The 18164-nt window shown below is 63.8% G+C and carries 15 protein-coding genes; 8 read left to right on the forward strand and 7 right to left on the reverse strand.

The features are described from left to right. The first annotated feature begins 41 nt into the window (after positions 1-41). The 4 genes from VEK15_32395 to VEK15_32410 all read left to right on the forward strand — a co-directional run bounded on the left by VEK15_32395 (position 42) and on the right by VEK15_32410 (position 1687). Positions 42-272, forward strand: a complete 231-nt coding sequence (locus VEK15_32395) for a ribbon-helix-helix protein, CopG family (protein ID HXV65441.1) — start codon at positions 42-44, stop codon at positions 270-272. Continuing rightward, positions 272-697, forward strand: coding sequence for a TA system VapC family ribonuclease toxin (locus VEK15_32400; GenBank protein ID HXV65442.1), 426 nt, complete (start codon positions 272-274; stop codon positions 695-697). Before VEK15_32395 ends, VEK15_32400 begins: the two co-directional genes overlap by 1 nt. Positions 698-870: 173 nt before the next feature. Next, entirely contained in the window at positions 871-1128 is a 258-nt protein-coding gene (locus VEK15_32405; protein HXV65443.1) for a hypothetical protein, read from the forward strand. After that, positions 1121-1687, forward strand: a complete 567-nt coding sequence (locus tag VEK15_32410; GenBank protein ID HXV65444.1) for a nucleotidyl transferase AbiEii/AbiGii toxin family protein — start codon at positions 1121-1123, stop codon at positions 1685-1687. Before VEK15_32405 ends, VEK15_32410 begins: the two co-directional genes overlap by 8 nt. Positions 1688-1728: 41 nt before the next feature. Here VEK15_32410 and VEK15_32415 read toward each other — a convergent pair whose 3' ends face one another. From VEK15_32415 to VEK15_32430, 4 genes are read right to left on the reverse strand one after another with little or no spacing between them, the layout of a single operon-like run. After that, the gene (locus VEK15_32415) at positions 1729-3057 is read right to left on the reverse strand and encodes a sulfatase (protein HXV65445.1); all 1329 of its coding nucleotides are present in this window, start codon (positions 3055-3057) and stop codon (positions 1729-1731) included. After that, positions 3047-4357: a sulfatase gene (locus VEK15_32420; GenBank protein HXV65446.1), complete on the reverse strand. Its 1311-nt coding sequence runs from the start codon at positions 4355-4357 to the stop codon at positions 3047-3049. Before VEK15_32420 ends, VEK15_32415 begins: the two co-directional genes overlap by 11 nt. Further along, positions 4354-6882 (reverse strand): tetratricopeptide repeat protein, encoded by a 2529-nt coding sequence (locus VEK15_32425; GenBank protein ID HXV65447.1) that lies wholly within the window; start codon positions 6880-6882, stop codon positions 4354-4356. Before VEK15_32425 ends, VEK15_32420 begins: the two co-directional genes overlap by 4 nt. A 27-nt stretch (positions 6883-6909) precedes the next feature. Beyond that, positions 6910-10032 (reverse strand): hypothetical protein, encoded by a 3123-nt coding sequence (locus VEK15_32430; GenBank protein ID HXV65448.1) that lies wholly within the window; start codon positions 10030-10032, stop codon positions 6910-6912. Between VEK15_32430 and VEK15_32435 the strand changes: the two genes are divergently transcribed. Both VEK15_32435 and VEK15_32440 read left to right on the forward strand, forming a co-directional pair. Further along, a complete protein-coding gene (locus VEK15_32435) occupies positions 10019-11920 on the forward strand; it encodes a tetratricopeptide repeat protein (GenBank protein HXV65449.1) in 1902 nt (633 codons plus the stop codon). The two genes, VEK15_32430 and VEK15_32435, sit on opposite strands and share 14 nt — an antisense overlap. A gap of 31 nt (positions 11921-11951) precedes the next feature. After that, positions 11952-13868 (forward strand): ammonia-forming cytochrome c nitrite reductase subunit c552, encoded by a 1917-nt coding sequence (locus tag VEK15_32440; GenBank protein ID HXV65450.1) that lies wholly within the window; start codon positions 11952-11954, stop codon positions 13866-13868. Between the two features lie 6 nt (positions 13869-13874). Here VEK15_32440 and VEK15_32445 read toward each other — a convergent pair whose 3' ends face one another. After that, positions 13875-14864 carry a cytochrome c gene (locus VEK15_32445; GenBank protein ID HXV65451.1) on the reverse strand — a complete coding sequence of 330 codons (990 nt, stop codon included), beginning with the start codon at positions 14862-14864 and terminating at the stop codon, positions 13875-13877. Then, entirely contained in the window at positions 14861-16456 is a 1596-nt protein-coding gene (locus tag VEK15_32450) for a D-aminoacylase (GenBank protein ID HXV65452.1), read from the reverse strand. The genes VEK15_32445 and VEK15_32450 overlap by 4 nt, the downstream gene beginning before the upstream one ends. A 95-nt stretch (positions 16457-16551) precedes the next feature. On the opposite strand from VEK15_32450, the gene VEK15_32455 reads away from it, so the two are divergent. Next, positions 16552-16761, forward strand: coding sequence for a (2Fe-2S)-binding protein (locus VEK15_32455; protein HXV65453.1), 210 nt, complete (start codon positions 16552-16554; stop codon positions 16759-16761). A gap of 50 nt (positions 16762-16811) precedes the next feature. Further along, complete coding sequence (bfr, locus tag VEK15_32460) at positions 16812-17282, forward strand: bacterioferritin (GenBank protein ID HXV65454.1); 471 nt, start codon at positions 16812-16814, stop codon at positions 17280-17282. A gap of 1 nt (position 17283) precedes the next feature. Here the strand turns inward: bfr and VEK15_32465 are convergent. Continuing rightward, positions 17284-18164, reverse strand: an 881-nt coding sequence (locus VEK15_32465) for a gamma-glutamyltransferase (protein HXV65455.1), incomplete at its 5' end; no start/stop codon positions are given.

Here is an 18164-nt window from a genome sequence, read left to right on the forward strand (position 1 = left end):
AAGATGTTATATTTGTTGCATCGCCATGCTACAATCAGAGCATGCGGACGACAATAAACCTCGACGACGACGTGAGTGCCGCCATCGAGCAGCTTCGAAAGAAGGCGAATCTGGGAGTCAGCGAGGCCGTCAATCAGCTGATCCGGCGAGGTCTCAACGCGCAGAAGAAGCGGAAGCCCTTCGTGCAGCGAACTCGTTCGCTGGGCCTGCGAATCGACGTGAACAATGTCGCCGAGGCGCTCGAGCTGCTCGAAGGCCCCGCGGCCCGCTGATGCTGGTCGATGCGAATCTCCTGCTTTATGCGGTGGACGAGCGCAGTCGCTTTCATCAGGCCAGCCTGGAGTGGCTCACCTCTTCGTTGAACGGAGACAAACGGGTCGCCCTGCCCTGGCTCTGCCTCGCGGCTTTTTTGCGAATCTCGACAAACCCCCGCGCCTCCGCGGAGCCCCTCGCTCCTTCCGACGCGTGGGAGCTGGTGGCGAATTGGCTGAGTCACGATCTAACCTGGATCCCCAATCCGACGGACCGTCACGCCCATGTGCTCGGCTCACTCATCCAACGCTACGACCTGAGCGCCAACATGATAAGCGATGCCCAACTGGCAGCTCTCGCGATCGAGCACGGCCTTCGGCTCTATTCGACCGACACCGATTTCGCCCGTTTCTCCGAGATCGATTGGGTCAACCCGCTCGCGTGAATCTCGAGAGGACCGCGAGTACCTACCTCACATACCCCAGGCTGCGAGGTTATCGATCTCCTCTTCGGAAAGGGCCGGCGTTCCGAGGATGCTCAGATTCGCGCGGTGCTCGATGGGAGGTGCTGAAGGCGCTGTTCGACGCGCTGACGCTCCTTTCCTGCTAATCTTGACTCATGCGGTCTTCATCGAACACTACCGAGTGGACAGCGGAGCAGGTCGCGGACGCGAAGCGGTGGGTCGAGATCTGGAAAAAAGCCGGCCCGAAGCTCGAACGATTGCGGCGAGAGGAATTGCGCCGGCTGGATCCGCAAAGCTCTATCGAGCTTCTCTGCGGCCCGGCGGACTATACCGTTCCGCCGAGGGCCCCGAAACCGACATCCGGCCTGGTGGAACAGCAGCGGTGGTTCCAAAAGGCCCTTCTCCGTGATTGAGCTGATTCGCGCGGCTTCCGACCTCCAAGCGTTGTGCGAGGCGGAGGGCTGGCGGTTCTGCTTCATCGGTGGTCTGGCGGTGCAGCGTTGGGGCGAGCCACGGGAGACGGTCGACGTGGACATGACGCTGCTGACGGGTTTCGGCGGCGAGGAGCCATTCATCGAGAAACTGCTTCAGCAGTATGCCGGCAGAGTCGATGATCCCGCTGAGTTCGCTCGAACCAACCGGGTTCTGCTGATACGGGCTCCGACCGGCGTCGGTATCGACATCGCCCTGGGGGCACTTCCGTTCGAGGAGTCCGTCGTCTCTCGCTCCAGTTTGTTTTCCTTTCCCGGACCGGTGCGGCTGCGAACCTGCTCCGCCGAGGACCTCATCATCCTGAAAGCATTCGCTTCCCGCCCTCGCGATTGGATCGATGTCGACGGCATCATCATACGGCAGACCGGGAAGCTCGATTGGACATACATTGACCGGGAGCTCGGCCCGCTCGCCGAGCTGAAGGGCGAACCCGAGATCCTGAGTGAGCTCGAAAAGCGCCGACGGGAGCTGGAGCTCTAGCAATCCGGAAGGGCCCATCGCGAGCTCACGGGGACCTTTCCCTACCTCACATAACCCAGACTGCGAAGCTTATCGATCTCCTCCTCGGACAGCGCCCGGGTGGGTGCCTCGGCGGTCCCGCTGGCCATGAAGCGATCGAGCTCATCTTCGAGTGCGCTCATGGCCGGTGGCTTCTTTTCCGCCAGGTCATCGTGCTCGCCGGGATCTCGCGATAGGTCGTAGAGCCGGTACTCGCCGCTCAGCCGGTTGTAGTGGAGCTTCATCTCCCGATGGCGTACCGCCCTCATCATGTCGTGCTCCAGGTTGTTGTGATCGGCTTCGGAGAAGAGGTATCGCTCCGCGAGCTCTCCGCCGCTCTCCGACCACAGAGCCGTCAAGGACCCGCCATCGAGCCCTTCCGGCACGGGGATACCGGCGAAATCGAGAAGTGTGGGCGCCACGTCCACGAGAGACACGGGCGTTCGGATGCGGCGGCCGGGGGGAACGCCGGGACCGCGCAGGAGGAGAGGCACCCGCAGGACTTCTTGGAACTGGGTCTTTCCGTGGAGGACCCCCCCATGCTCGAAAAACTCCTCACCGTGGTCGGACGTCACGACCAGAAACGTGTCATCGAGCATTCCTCGCTCACGGAGGAAGGCGAGGAGCCGGCCCAGCTCATCGTCCATTTGCCGAATCCCGGCGTCGTAGCGATCGATCAGGTTCGGAGCATCGCCGGCGCCGAGATCCAGTTTCCCCTCACGGTGCGCGATGAGCTGAGCGGTCGATCCGTCGGCGTTCCCCTCGTAGGGGCGGAGGAATAGGTCCTCGTACCGGGGGAGCGAGACGTAGTCGCTGTGGACGTCGTAATAATGTACGAACAGGAAGAGCGGATCGTCCCCGGCCGCGTCGAGCCAGCTGATCGCCTGGTCGGTGATTGCCGTCGAGGGCTCACGCTGCTCGACGTTTTCCTCGACGTAACGGAACCTCTGAAAGCCCCGGTCGAGGCCGAAAGCCGGGCTCAGGTTGTGCGAGCTCACGACCGCCGCCGTGGTGTAGCCGGCGTGAGAGAACCACTGCGCCAGCGTCTGTCGATCCGAGGCGAGGTAGCGTTCGTGCGAGGTCAGCCCATGCCGGCGAGGATAGAGCCCGGTAAGAAGGCTAGCGTGAGAGGGAAGGGTCCAGGGCGAGGCGGACGTCACGTCGTCGAGCACCGTCGACTCGAGGGCGAGGGCGTCGAGGATTGGAGAGGTTGGCCTCTCGTAGCCGTAAAAGCCCAGATGATCGGCGCGAAGGGTGTCGATGGAGATCAGCACCACCCGTTTCGGTCTCTCGGTTGTGCCGGCGCAAGCGAGAGACAGCGCCGCGACACCTGCCGTCAGGCTACGGAACATAGCCGAGCTTCCGAAGCGCCTCCAGGGTCGCCTCGTCGAGCGTCGTCGGTTGAGCGGTATCGCCCGGCGGAGGAAGCGAGGCGAGGTACTTTTCGAGCAGAGCCACGGCGTTGCTCGTTCGCCCCGGCTCGCTCGCCGAGAGGTCTTTGTGCTCGTTGCCGTCGGCCTCGATGTCATAGAGGGCGCTCTCCCCGAGACCGTTCCAGAGGAGCTTGTAACGCCCAAGGTAGAGCGCTCGAAAGCTCCCCTCGGCGCTCATGAACGGAAGCGGGTCGACTTCGGCGATGAGAGGGCGGTCTCTCGTCGGCGGAACTCCTCCTTGGATCCCCCGAGGAACCGGCAGGCCCAGCCGATCGAGGACCATGGGCAGGACGTCAACGTGGTGAACTCCGTCGTCGGTCCGGGCCGGCGGTCGTTCCGACCCAGGGTATTTGACGAGGAAAGGTACGCGAATCTCCTCCTCGAAGAGAGTGGCCCCGTGGCCCATTTTCCCGTGCTCACCGAGGAGCTCCCCGTGGTCGGCGGTCACGACGATGAGAGTCTTTTCGAAGACGCCGAGGGTCTTCATCCCGGCCAGAAGACGGCCGAGGTGATGATCCATGTAGAGGATCTCTTCGTCATAGCGATCGCTCGGCTCGTTGCCGAAGGTTCCCCGGAAGGGAGCCGGGGCATCGTAGGGTCCATGGGGGTCGAAGTAGTTGAGAAACAGGAAGAAGGGCTTGCCGTCGCACTCTTCGAGAAAGCTCAGCGCCGAGCTCGTCACCTCGCTCGCCAGCTTGCCGTTCACGTCCACGATCCCGTCGTCGTCATAACGCTCGAACCCCTGGCTCAGTCCGAACACCCGCTTCATCCACGGACCACCGACGACGGCGCCGGTCCGGTAGCCGGCTTCACGAAGGATCGCGGCGAGCGTCGTCTCCGCGGGCGAGAGCGGCGAAGCACGGTAGCCGTCCCATTCCTCCGGCCCCGCGATGGCCTGTGAGAGCCTCAGCGGTCCTTCGGGATCGTATCGGGCGCCGTGGCTCGTGGGGAACTTTCCGGTGAAGATCGATGCGTGCGAGGGAAGGGTCCAGCTCGACGCCGCCACGGCCCGAGTGAACACGACGGAGCTTTCCGCCAGGGTGTCGAGATTGGGGCTCGTTGCCCTCCCGTACCCGTAGAATCCGAGGTGGTCTTTGCGCGTGGTATCGAGTGTCACGACCAATACGTTGGGGCGCTCGATCCGGCTGCGACAACCGAGGAAGCCGACACACACGACGGCGACGACGAACAGCACGTCGCGAACGCTTCTCGGGCTCACTGGCCTCGTATGCGCTTTCCCTCTCGCAGTGCCTGTCTTGCCCCTTCCAGGTTGCTCCGGGCTCTCGCGTCATCGGGCGCGAGCTCGACGGCCTTCTCGAAGCTTTTCAGAGCCTCGTCCATCCTGCCCTGGCGGACGAGCGAGACGCCGAGGTTGGTGTAGGCGTCGGCGTTCCTCGGCTCGAGCGACACCGCCCGGTGGAAATGTTCCGTCGCTTCGACGACGGCACCCCTTTGCGACAAGGCCATTCCTAAATTGTTGTGGGTCTCGGCGAGTCCAGGCGCAATGGCCAGGGCAGCTTCGAAGCGGGCGACCGCCTCATCGAGGCGCCCCAAGCTGGCGAGGGCAACGCCCCAGCCGTTGTGCGCGGCGACGTAGTCGGGAGCGAGCTCGACCGCGCTCCGGTAGCAGGATATCGCTTCGTCGAGACGGCCCCGGCCCGCGTAGGTGAGCCCGAGGCTGTAGTGGGCCTCTGGATTGTTCGAATCCAGGCTCAGAGATTCTCGGAACGAGTCGGCCGCTCGATCGAGATCACCCCGGCCCGCGAACAGGAGCCCGAGGCTGTAGTACGTCGCGGCGCGATCGGGGTTCAGGGTGAGCGCTCTCTCGAAATGAGCGTATGCTTCCTCGAGCTCGTTGGCGTTCGCGAGTGCGAGACCGAGATGATAGTGAGCCTCTTCGTCCCCCGGCTCGAGACGAACCGCCTGCTTCAGATGGGAAATGGCATCCGCGACGTTTCCCTCCCTGAGCGCCGCTTGCCCCCAGGAGAAGTGGGCCGGCGCGTAGTCCGGGCGGCTTGCCAGCGCCATCTCGAAATGGCGGATCGCTTCAGCGAGCTGTCCCGCGCTCATCAACGCCACACCCCAGTGGGTGTGCAGGCGGACCGGATCGGTGGGCCTTCTCGCCGCTTCGCGGAACTGGGCCATCGCCTCGTCGAATCTCCCTTGATGGCTCATCGCCACTCCGAGATCGACGAGCGCGTCGCCGTCTGCGGGCGACAAAGCGGCGGCTTCGCGAAAATGAACGAGCGCCTGACTCGCGTCTCCGAGCTCGAGAAGAAGCCGCCCGAGCTCGGAGTGGGTCCCGCTCGAGCTGGGATCGAGACGAAGTGCCGTGCGGTACAGCCCGAGTGCCTCTTGCTTCGCTCCCTGTCGCGACCGAACGGCCGCCAGAGCCGCGTACGCCTCGGCGGCGCCCGGATGGAGGCGAATCGCCTCCTGAAGCTCGGTTGAGGCCTTCTCGAGGTTTCCGCGATTCAGGTACGCGACCCCGAGATTGATGTGGGCGAGCGCGTTGTCGCCCTCGATGGCGAGCGCATGCTCGAACAGCGTGACGCTGTCTCGCCACACGCGTACCTGCGCCGATGCGGCAACCGACATCGCCAGGACACTGGTCCCGCCCACGGCGATCGGAACCAAACGAGGGAGCTCTCGGAGCTTCACCAGCTCGGCAACACCGAACGCGATGACGATGCTGAGCCCAACGAAGGGGATGTACGTGTAGCGGTCGGCCATGGCTTGCTGCCCGACCTGGACGAGGCCGATGACGGGCACGAGAGTTCCCACGTACCACAGCCAGCCGACGGGCAAGAAGACCAGTCGAGGGATTCGTCGCGCCAGAACGATCGCAGCGAGACTCGCTCCGGCGAGCACCGCGACGGACGCCGCCACCTTCCACCATTCGAGGGTGTCACCGGGATGCGGGTAGTAGGGGGAAAGGTGCCGCGGCCAGAAGGCCTTTCCGATGTAGGCGACGTAGGTGACGAGCGCATTCGAGAGTCTCGCCGAGAAAGAAACCGTTTGAAACGACTGGACCGCGCCCGCCGAGCGCTGGACCAGGAACGTGATGACGCTCGAGACGGAGACGAGAGCAATGAGAGGGACTTTCTCCAGAAGGAGCCCGGGCCATGACGCTTTCGTGAGCCGACCGAGAGGCCAGAGATCCAGGAGCAGGAGCACGAACGGAAGGGTGACCAGCATCGGCTTGGACATGAGGCCGAGTGCCAGAAAGAGGGCAACGAGCGACATCCTCTTCGCCCCCGGCCCTTCGGCGTACCGGCGGTAAGCAAAGAGAGTGAGCATCCAGAACAGGCCGCTCAGGACATCTTTTCTTTCCGAGGCCCAGGCCACCGACTCCACATGAAGGGGATGCAGACCGAATACCGCGGCGACGAAAGCGCTCGGCCACAACGACCCGGTCGTTCGCGTGAAGACGTAAAAAAGCAAGACGACGCTCGCCGTATGGAGCGCGACGTTCACGCCGTGAAACCATTGCGGAGAGATCCCAAAGAGCTCGAAATCGAGCATCAGCGAAAGCCAGGTGAGCGGATGCCAATTGGCGCCGTGGGAGGTCGTTAGCGCCCAGGCCAGGCCTTCGGGGCTCAGCCCCAGCCTGAGGTTGGGATTGTCGGAGATGTAATAGTCGTCGTCGTAATCGACGAGCTCGTTCTCGAAGACGGGAACGTAGACGACAACCGTGGCTACTGCCAGAGCCACCGCCACGAGGGCTTTTTGAGCGTCTGCCATGCCGTCGAGCTTCTGCTCGATACTACCTTAAGGCGCGGATCGACTCTCGAGAAAGGACAGCATGGACCGGGCGCGCTCGAGACGCTCGTCGTCGCCGGTTCGTGACGCCGCTTCCTCGAGTCCTTGGTAACCGTCTCGGTTTCGCGGGTTGAGATCCACCGCTCGCTCGTAGAGCTCGGCCGCCTTCTCGGCGTCGCCGGAGCGGAGCTCGAAGCGGCCGTAATTGTTGAAGTGCACGAAGACCTCGGGCTCGAGCGCCACGAGGGCGTCGAAGGCTTTCCGCGCCGCCGCGGTCTCGTCGAGCTCAGCGCTCGCGATCGCGAGCACTTTCTGTGCGCGCGCCGCATCGGGACGTTGCGAAACGATGGCCCCCGACTGCTCGGCGGCCAGCGCGTAGTCCCCTCGCCGAAGACTCGTCTCCGCCAGAAGGGCGGCGGCCTCGGCATCGAGCGGGGATTTGAGCAGGACCATGCGCGCAAGGTTCGCCATCGCCGGGAGCTCGCCGCGCTCACCGGCGATGTCCGCGGCCAGCACCAGGGCCTCGCGGTTCTCCGACTGGATGCGAAGGGCCTGGGCGAGGCTGTTCATCGCATCATCGAGGCGGCCGTACTCCCGATGGAGTCCCGCCATCGCGATGCGCGCCTCGACGGGAGCGGCTCCCGTCGACAGGAACTGAAGACGCTCCGCTGCTTCCTCGGGGCGTGCCGAGGCAACGGCGGACCGAACGAGACCCTTTTGGGCTTCCAGCGATCGTGGATCGAGCTCCAGCGAGAGTGAATAGGTCTCGAAAGCCCAGTCGTAGCTCTCGGCATCGAAGAGGCCCCGTCCTCGAGCTCGAAGCTCGCGCGCCGATGGCGGAAGGCGTAGCGCTTCGAAGGGCCCAGCCCGTTCCTCGGCGGCCAGCGCTTTCAGACGATCCCGATTCGATCGACTCGTATCGGCGTACATCGCTCTCGGAGCGCGAAACTCCAGGACCGGTCGGTCGTCGGTGTGCCGCACGACCCCTTGCGCCCACTCGGAGAGCACCGGAGTCGACATGGTGTACAGCAAGCCGAGCCCGCCCGGGCCAAGGATGCCCACTTCGGCGAGATCGTCCGCAACCGCTCGACGCTCGATGCGTGACTCGATGACGTCGCCCGAAGGAACGCCGAACCCGCCATTCGCCCCGAGGAGCAACACGTCGCTTTCGCTGAGCACAAAGAGCGCCGATGACTCGAAGACGTCGGTGAAGGTTCCAACCAGCGTTCTCAAATCGTCCTCGGGGAAGTTGTAGAGGTGCGCCCACTGGCAGAACAGGCCCGACGGAGACAGCCGTCTCTTGGCAAGGGCGAACCACTCGCGGGTGAAGAGTCCGGAGACACCGGCCATCCACGGGTTCGAAGGCTCGGAGATCACGACGTCGTACCGCCGATCGGTCAGCAGCAGATGGTTCCGACCATCGCCCACGATCAGGCGAAAGCGCCGGTCCTCGGTCGGCTGGTGATTGACGTCGGAGAAGAAACGTTGCGCCTCGACGACACCGGTCGAGATCTCGACGACTTCGAGCTGGTCGATCGGATGGGTCAGCGCCGAGCCAGCGGTGACGCCGCTTCCGAGTCCGATGACGAGCACGTTCCCCGGCTCTGGGTGGAGCAGAAGCGGCAGATGGGCCAGCATCCTCTGCGTAAGGAGATCCTCGCGGTTGGTCGCGTCCACCTTGCCGTCGACCGCGAGCGAGATCCTCGTTCCGATACGCTTCACCGAGACGGTGGTCGCGCGGTCTTCCTCGTGAAACAGGAGCTCGCCCCTTCGGAGGAAGTCCAGAAACTCGCCCGGCTCCAGGTAAGACGCATATTTGTAGAGGCCGCCCGCCATGATCTCCGGGTCCCACCGCGGGATCACCGCGAACGCCGCCACGATGATCGCTGGTGCCGCTACGAGGAGGGTGCGCCGCGGAGAAAAGACGATGGCTGCCGCCACGGCATGGGCGAACGCGGCCAGATAGAGCGTCGCTTCGGCCGAAAGAAGTGGAAGGGCGACGAAACCCGCGAGGAGCGAGCCCACCACGGCGCCGGCCGTGTTCCCCGCGAGGGTGAGCCCGCTCGCGCGGGCCGGAGCGCCCCCGACCATCGTGACGGCGAGCGGAAACGTCGCGCCGAAGCAGAGGCTCGGGATCAGGAGCAGGCCCAATATGTGCAGAAACTCGACCGTGAGGAGGGTGGGCATCGCGTCCGCATAGGTGCGAACGAGCTCTCCCAGGGGAATCACGAGGCGCGGCAGGAGGGCGATGATGCCCACGGAGGCCAGTGCCGCCAGCGATTGAACCGCAAAGAGACCTTTGTTCAACCGAGCGCCTATGGCGCTCCCGAGCGCGATTCCCGCGATCACCGATGCGACGATGAACGAGAACCCGTAACTCGTCGGCCCCATCACGAGAACGAGGCTTCGGGTCCAGGCGACCTCACTCATCAGTGCTCCGAGTCCCGAGAGGAACGCGACGATGAGTGCGACACGCGAGCCCGCCGAGAGGCGCGGCCCGGAACGAATCTCGCCCGGCTCCACCAGCCCGCGAACGGACAGTGCCAATCCCGCCGCCCCGAAGTTGAACCCAACCGCTAGAAACGTCGTGGCCCGCAGGCCGAGAGCCTCGATCAAGAAGATCCCCGCGGCAAGACTCCCGAGCACGGCACCGGAGGTGTTGGCCGCATAGAGAATGCCCGACGAGCGCCCGACTCCGCTTCCGATCGAGCGCTCTCGATGCGCAACGAGAATGGGAAGTGTCGCTCCCATGAGGGTGGTGGGGATCAGGAGCAGAACTACCGCCAGGAGAACCCGGGCCAGACCCAATAAAGGCGTCGTTTCCGCGATGAGTCGAAAGGCAGGCGTCAGTCCGGCGAGCAACGGCGGAAACGCCAAAGCGACCGCCGCGGTTCCTACCTCGAGGAGTGCAAACAGCCTCGGAAGCCTCTCGCCGCTCTGAGCATCGGCTCGGCGGGCGGCGAGGGCGCTCCCCGCACCGAGCCCGGCCATGAAGATCGCGAGTACCGTTGCGACGGCCTCGAAGGTATTACCCAGGACGAGCGAGAGGTGCCGGATCCAGACGAGTTGATAGACCAGCGCGGCCGCGCCCGACAGGAACAGGGCGGAGCTCAACCGGATGGAAGTCCCCATTCGGACGGCAAGTCTACCCGAATGGCGGAGGTTGCGGTCGTTTCGCGTAGATCAGATGATGGCCGCCCTGGAACTCTATAAGACCGCTCGGGTCGACGAGCTGACCGAGCTCGCTTGGAAGCTCGTGCCGGTGGATATCGCCCGGGCGAGCCGCCTGGGAGAGGAGTCTCTCGCCCTCGCCCAGGCGCTCGGCTACGACCGGGGTGCGGGCCGCGCTCTCGTTGCGCTGGCCAGCAAGGATTTCTTCATGGCCGAGTACGACGCCGCACTCTCCAAGGTTCATGAGGGGCTGCGCCTGCTGGAGCTCACCGACGATGTCGTGGCGCAGGGAAGGATGCTTCTCATGAAGGGGCTCGTGAACTGGAGCCTGGGGGACTATGATTCGGCGCTCGAAGCCCTCTTCGCCTCGCTCGAGCGGGCGGACGCCGCATCGGAAAAAGAGCTGACCGGCTGGGTGTTCACCTCGCTCGGCGGAGTCTTCGAAGCCCTCTCCGATCTCACGAAGGCGATCGCGCTCCACGCCCGCGCCTACGCGACCTTCACCGAGGTCGGATACAAAGTCGGTCGCGCCCGCGCCTTGAGCGGCCTGGGGGCCGTGTACTACCGCCAGGGTCGCCTCGGCGCGGCCCTCGAGCAACACCTCGAAAGCTTGCGGCTCTTTCGCGAAGTGCCGAGCGAGCTGAGTGAGGCGCGTGCTCTCAACGACCTGGGGGTGATTCACACGAAGCGCGGCGATTTCGCGAAGGCCCTGGAGTGTTTGAACGATGCGCTGCACATACGTGAGCGCTTCGGCAACAAACCGGCGGTCATCACCACGGTCATCCACCTCGGTGAGCTCTTCCTCGATCAGGGGGATATCGACGAGGCTGTGCGCCATCTGAAACGTGCCGTCGGTCTCGCATCGGAAGCGGCCGCCAAACCGAAGCTCACCCGCGCCCACGAGCTCCTGTCGCGGGCCTACGAGAGCGCTTCCGATTTCGAGCTGGCCCTGCGACATCAACGGCTGTCGCAGGAAACCAAGGAGGAAGTCTTCAACGCCGAGACAGCGACGAGGCTCCAGAATCTCCAGATCCGCCACGAGGTCGAACGCGCGGAGAAAGAGGCGGAGATCCAAAGACTTCGCAACGTGGAGCTGGCCGGAGCGCTCGCGAACCTCGAGAAAACGCAGGCCCAGCTCGTTCAATCGGAGAAGATGGCCGCGCTCGGAAGACTCGTCGCGGGGGTGGCCCATGAGATGAACTCTCCCCTGGGTGTCGCCGCGAGCAGCATCGACGTCGTCCGAAGATGGCTCGACCGGATGGCGCCCACACTGGATTCGTCTGCGGTCGAAGTGCTGGAAACGAGCACTCGGATGGCACTCTCGGGGATCGAAAGACTCGAACAAACGATCGCGAGCTTGAAAGCTTTCTCCCAGGTCGACCGCTCGCCCCGCCGGCGGTTCGATCTGCACGACGGGATCGACAGCACTCTCGCCCTGCTCGAGCCGCAATGGGCAGGTCGCGTCCTGGTTCGCCGTCGGTTCGGGCAGATCCCTCTGCTTCTCGGCCATCCACACGACCTCAATCAGGCCTTCATGACGCTTCTCGCCAACGCCGGTGATTCCATCGAAGGAACCGGCACGGTAACGATCGAGAGCCAAGCGTCCGATGACGAAGTTCGCATCGTAATCCGTGACACCGGGCGTGGGATAGCTCGCGAGCGCCTTCCCCAGGTTTTCGACGTGGGCTTCAGCCACAAGGGCTCTCGGGTTCGGATGCACACGGGTCTCGCCTCGGTCCACGCAACCATCGTGGAGCTCCACGGGGGCAAGATCGAGGTCGAGAGCGAGCCCGGCGAAGGAACGGTGTTCACGATCGTCCTACCGATCGACCTCCCCCCGGTCGTTTGACGGCCCTTTCGCACACGAGTACTGTGGGCTCATGTCACGGGCTCTGGCCGCGTTGCTGCTGTTGGCGCCCGTCGCGACCGCCCAGAACAACCCCGACGGCGTCGTGGGTGAATCTCGCTGCAAAACCTGTCACGCCGACGAGCACGCGAAATGGGACGGGTCGCGCCATAGCAAGATGGTCCAGCCGGCAACGAAAAAGAGCGTCCTCGGCGACTTCGACCGTGAGACCGTACGGCTCCGGGGAGAGGACTACGGGCTGCGGACCGAAGGCGGAACGTTCTACATCTCCGAGTCCTTCTTTACCGGCCGAAGGCGCGAGCACCAGGTTCGTTTCACCCTCGGAAATCGTCGCATCCAGCATTACCTTTCGACGCTCGAAGACGGGCGCATCATCGTGCTCCCGCCCTCCTGGGACGTACTGCGCAAGGAGTGGTTCCACAACCTCGACATCGCGGCACCCGATCAACAAGAAGGCGAGATTCCCGTGCAGCTCTGGAACAAGAACTGTTTCGGCTGCCATGTAAGCGAGGAGATCAAGAAGTACGACGTCGGCGCGCGCCGCTACGACACCGAATGGCTCGATTTCGGGACCAGCTGCGAGAGGTGCCATGGTCCCGGGCAGGCACACGTCGAACGCTACGAAAACGGCGGGACGCCGTCGACCGGCGGCGACATCGTGGTGCCGACGAGGCTCGCTCACGATCGCAACTCGATGGTCTGCGCCCAGTGCCACTCGTTCCGCGACGTGATCGCGTTCGGCTTTACCCCGGGCGAGGACTATTACGACTACTTCATGCCGCTCCTCGAGTACAGCCAGGAGCCGAGCAAGGATCCGACGTGGTGGCCCGACGGCAAGACCCGGCGCTTCTCGACCAATGCGCTCGGCATCTGGCAGAGCGAGTGCTTTCTCGAAGGCGGGGTCGCTTGTACGACCTGTCACGCCGATGCCCACGAGCCCGAGATCGAGACCAACTTCCAGCTAAGAGCCGACAAGCGCGTCCTTTGCACGCGCTGTCACGAGAAGATTGGCAACGACGTCTCCGCCCACACGTTCCACGATGAGTCGAGAAGGGGAAGCTCCTGCGTCGAATGCCACATGCCCCGCTCCGTCGTGAGCATCAAGGCCAAGATACGAGATCACAGCATCAGCATTCCCGCTCCCGAGAACACGATTCGCCACGGGATTCCCAATGCCTGCAATCTCTGTCACGAGGACCAGACGCCCGAATGGGCCGTCGAGGCACTCGGGAAGTGGTATCCGGGGAGCAGGAAACGAGACAAGATCGAAGCGCGTGCGCTGGCCTTCGCCTCGGCGCGGGCCGGAGAACCGGGCGCGACCGAGCGTTTGCTCGCACTCTTTCGAGACGAAAACCAAGGCCCCATTCCCCGCGCCAACGCGCTCGGCCACCTGGGCCGCCTCCAGGATCCTCGCGTCTTTCCAACCCTCGCGGGAGCGCTCGAGGACGAGCACCCTCTCGTGCGCGGGATCGCTGCGCTCCAGATGGGAGGGCTCCCCACAGCTTACAAGCAGCCGGCGGCCATCCTCCTGAGCCGGGCCATCGTGGACGAAAAACGCCTCGTCCGGATGAATGCCGCGATCTCACTTCTGAACCTCGGCATAACCAAGCTCGATGGCGAGGCGGGAGAACGTTTCGAGGAAGCGAAACGCGATCACGTCGCCCGCGGCGCGTTTCATTCGGACGACCCAGCGCAGCTCATGAACCTCGGCCGGCTCCACGTCCTAAACGGCGAGCCCGAGCGAGCCGAGGAAGTCTTCGAGAACAGCTACGCGCTCGATCCGGAACAACCCGGGATCCGCTTCTTCATGGCCGTGACCCGCCTCGGTCAAGATCGAAAAAACGAGGCACGCAAGCTTCTCGAAAACGTTGCCGAGGACGACCCGTTCGCCCAGGCGGCTCGAGCTCTGCTCGAGCGACTCAGGGATTGAGCGGCGTCACCACCCGTCGAGAAGCCCCCCGTCGAACCACTCCCAGAGGACGTAAAACACGACGGCATCGGTCCGCAGCTCTCGGTCGTTCACCGCCACCCGATAGCCGACGTTTGCGAGGATATGCTGCCGGGTGTTCAGCGAGACCTGCATTTGAGGCAAAAGCGTCCACTCCGTGCGTTCCTCTTCATAGGTTCCCACGACCTCGATCATCGGAGTGAAAGTGCGTCCAAACTCACCGGAGACGAAGGTCTTGCCAAAGGCGGCCCGCCAGAATACCGCGTCTTCCGGAACCTCGACGCCTCCCTGGAATTGGACGAAGGAGTCGGACGGCAGGAGCTGTGCGAGAAGAATCGAAGGCTCGAAGACGACGTCGTGAATGCGATCTTCCCTCGCGGGAAAGACGACCTCACCAAGAACGCTCACGATCGAGCCCCGTTCCAGACTGTGATAGAGAGCCCGCTTGACCCCGAACGAGACAACGCTGAGGCCGTCGGAGTCGAACGTCAGGCCCCCCTCCCACTGGTTGCGTGCCCCGAAGCGACGCTCGTAGAGAAACTGGGTGACGAAGAGCTCGCTCTCCACGCTCGTCGTCCACACCACTTCGTCTTCCAGATAGGCTTTCTCCGTCTCGAGCGCGAGCGGCGGGTTGAGCTCTCCCCGCGGCCAGCTGTCGTCGGGGCAGAACCCGCGCATGTGATCGAGAATGAGTTGAATCTGCTCCTGGTTGAAGGCTTCCTGGTAGGCGGGCATTACGGAGCTGAACCCTCTCGCGGGACCCCCGTCATGGGTCACGGCCATCCAGTCGACATCTGGCTCGCGGGTGGCGAAGCTGCAATCGGTGAAATCGGGCAGGGGGATGTCGAAGCCTACCTGCGAGGGATCGACTCCCTTTCCGTCCTCACCGTGGCAGCTCGCGCAGGCCACGCGGTAGAGGCCGTCTCCCGTCGTGGGAAACTGCGGCTGAACGGCGAGCATCAGGACGATGACGCTCACGCTCGAGCTCCATGCTCTCCGAGCAAGACCTTGCCGGGAAGCTCATCCGTACGCGTCCCCTTCTCGAGCACGATGCGACCGTTCGCGACTACGATCTCGAATCCCTGCGCGTATTGATGCGGCTCGGCGAACGTCGCCCGGTCGGCGACGGTGTTCGAGTCGAAGACGACGACGTCCGCATAGAAACCCTCGGACAGGCGTCCGCGCTTTCCGAGCGAGAACCGAGTAGCGGGCAAGCTCGTCATTTTCCTCACGGCCTCCTCCAGCGTCAGGGTCCGCTTCTCTCGCACGTACATTCCCAAGACCCTGGCGAACGTTCCGTACGAGCGCGGGTGAGGATTGCCTTCCGCCAGGGGGCCGTAGTCGGCGAGAGCGGAGCCGTCCGACGCCGGCATGCACTTCGGATGCCCGAGGATGCGCTCGGTGTTCTTCTCGCTCATGCCAAAACCCACCATCCCCACCCGGTTGTCTTCCTCCACGATGAGACGGCGCGTCGCGACGAACGGATCCTCGCCGGTGTCTTGGACGATCTGGGTAATCGTCTTGCCCTCGAACGGCTTGTTCTTTGCCGACGGAACCGAGGAGACCATGACGGCATCCCACGAACCGAGCAGTGCCACTTTGTCGGCCACCTCCTCGCGGATCCGCGGCCAAATCGACGCGTCTTCGAGCCTCTCGATGAACTTCGGCGTTCCGCCTTCCCGGCTCCAGAGTGGCATGAGGTTCGCGAGGCTCGTGCTGTAGGCGATATAGGGATAGCGATCCAGAGTCACCGAAACACCCCGCGCCTCGGCGGCATCCAGCACCGCGAACACGCGATCGACCTTGTCCCAGTTGCGTCTTCCCTGGCATTTCAAATGCGAGATGTGAAGTCCCACGCCCGCTCTCTCGGCAATCGAGACGGCCTCCTCGACGGACTCGACGACCCGATCGTCCTCGTTGCGCAAGTGAGTCGCGTAGAGACCGCCGGTCCCGCGCATGACGGCGCACAGATCCGCGATCTCGTCGGCCGAGGCGAAGCCGCCGGGCGTGTACTCCAGGCCGCTCGATATCCCGAGCGCACCGTTCTCGAGCGCCACGGCGGCGAGGCGGCGCATCGACGTGAGCTCACTTTCGTTCGCCGCGCGGTCGGTCGTGGAGAGAACCACCCCTCGGATGGTGCCCTGTCCGACGAACGAAGCGACGTTCACTGCAGCGCCCACGGCCTGGAGCTCGCGAAGCTTTTCGGCGAACTGGGCAGGCTCGTACGAGCCTCCATCCATGCCGAGAATCTCGGTCGTGACGCCTTGTCGGACCTTGCTCTCCGCCTTTGGGTTCGTCAGAAGCTCGTCCTCGCTGTGCGTGTGCACATCGATGAAACCCGGGCTCACGACGAGACCGGAGACATCGATCGTACGATGAGCGGCCGACCGCGAAAGGTCACCGATCGAAACGATGCGCTCGCACCGGACCCCGATATCGGCCATTCGGCCGGGGGCACCGGTGCCGTCGACGACGAGACCTCCGCGCAACACCAGATCGAGCTTTCGATCCTGACCAACACCGAGGAGCCCTACCCCCACCGTGCTCGCGAGAAACTCCCGTCGGTTCACAATCTTGACAGCATATCGCGGAAGCCCTCCGATTCGAGGGTCGACTGTTTTTTGATATTGGATTTCACTTTCAGAAGCGTTACAATGAGTTTGCCGTGATCGTTTGCCACTGCTGGGGAATCACCGATCGGGACATCTGCCGTTTGGCGGATGAGCGCGCCCGCTGCTCGGGCGATGCGGCCGCGGTGATTCCCGCGGGCAACGACTGCGGGACGTGCCGGCCCCTGGTCGAGGCCCTCCTTGCCAAAAGCGAGGGTCGGCAGGAGCACCACTACCGCACGACTCCCGAGCTCGTCGACGCCTGAGGCCTGCGGCTAGCTGCTGAGGCACTCCCCCAAGTGGTATGCTGGGTCGCATGAAAGGCGACTCCGAGATTATCGAAACCCTCAACGCGGTCCTGACCTCCGAGCTCACGGCCATCAATCAGTACTTCGTGCATGCAAAGATGTGCGAGAACTGGGGCTATCGAAAGCTCGCGAAGAAGAAGCGCGAGGAATCGATCGAGGAAATGAAGCACGCCGACGAGCTGATCGAGAGAATCCTCTTCCTCGACGGGATACCCAACATGCAACGGTTGAACCCGGTCCGCGTCGGCGAGGAGCCGGTCGAGCAGCACAAGTTGGACCTCGATCTCGAGCTGGAGGCCCAAAAGAGGCTCAACGACGGCATCGCTCTCTGCAGGGACAAAGCCGACAACGGCTCGCGAGAGCTTCTCGAGCGGATCCTCGAAGACGAGGAAGAAGGTATCGACTGGCTCGAGGCGCAACTCCATCTCGTTAACGAAGTCGGAAGAGAACGTTACCTCGCCGAGCAGATGAACGAGTGAGCTAGTCCTTCTTCGAGAACACCGGCGGGGCTTCGGGGATGGCGACGCCGTCGTGTCGCGGCTCGGAGGCCCCGAAATGCACCCCCTGGCCGTTGGACATCACCGCCTGGCCGAAACCGAATCCGCCGCTCCTCGGCTCGGCCACCTCGATCTCGTGGCCGCGTTTCGATAGCTCGGTCCGAACCGCCTCGGGGACGAGCGGTTCCATTCTGACGTCACAGCCGTCGAAGCTCCCCTTGGTGAACCGGCCCGCCTCGAGAGCTTCCTGGATGTTCAGGCCGAAATCGACGATGTCCGCCACGAACTGGGCGTGTGCCTGCGCCTGGTTCCACCCGCCCATGATGCCGAACCCGATCCGCACGTCGCCCTTCTTCATGAAGGCGGGAATGATGGTGTGAAGCGGCCTCTTTCTGGGCTCGAGGGTGTTCGGGTGGTCCGGCTCGAGTGTAAACAGCGCCCCCCGATTGTGGAGCATGAACCCGGTACCCTTGGGGACGAGTCCCGACCCGAAGCCCGAATAGTTGCTCTGAATCAACGAAACGATGTTCCCTTCCCTGTCGATGACCGTGAGATAGATCGTGTCACCGCCCTCGGCATCCGTGATGCTCCGGAACTCGGAGGGCGTCACCGCACAGGCGGCATGGGTGAGATCGATCTGTTTCGCACGCTCGGCGGCGTGATCCTTGTCGAGCATCTGAGGAACGGGAATGGGTGAGAAGCGTGGGTCCCCGACGTAGTGGAGCATGTCGGCGTAGGCGAGCTTCTTCGCCTCGATCATGACGTGGAGCGCATCCGCGCTGTGGAAGCCGAGCTCGCCGAGCGGAAACCGTTCCATCAAGTTCAGCATCATGAGCGCGGCGATGCCCTGGGTGTTTGGTCCGA

Source organism: Vicinamibacteria bacterium (assembly GCA_035620555.1).
Taxonomy (GTDB): domain Bacteria; phylum Acidobacteriota; class Vicinamibacteria; order Marinacidobacterales; family SMYC01; genus DASPGQ01.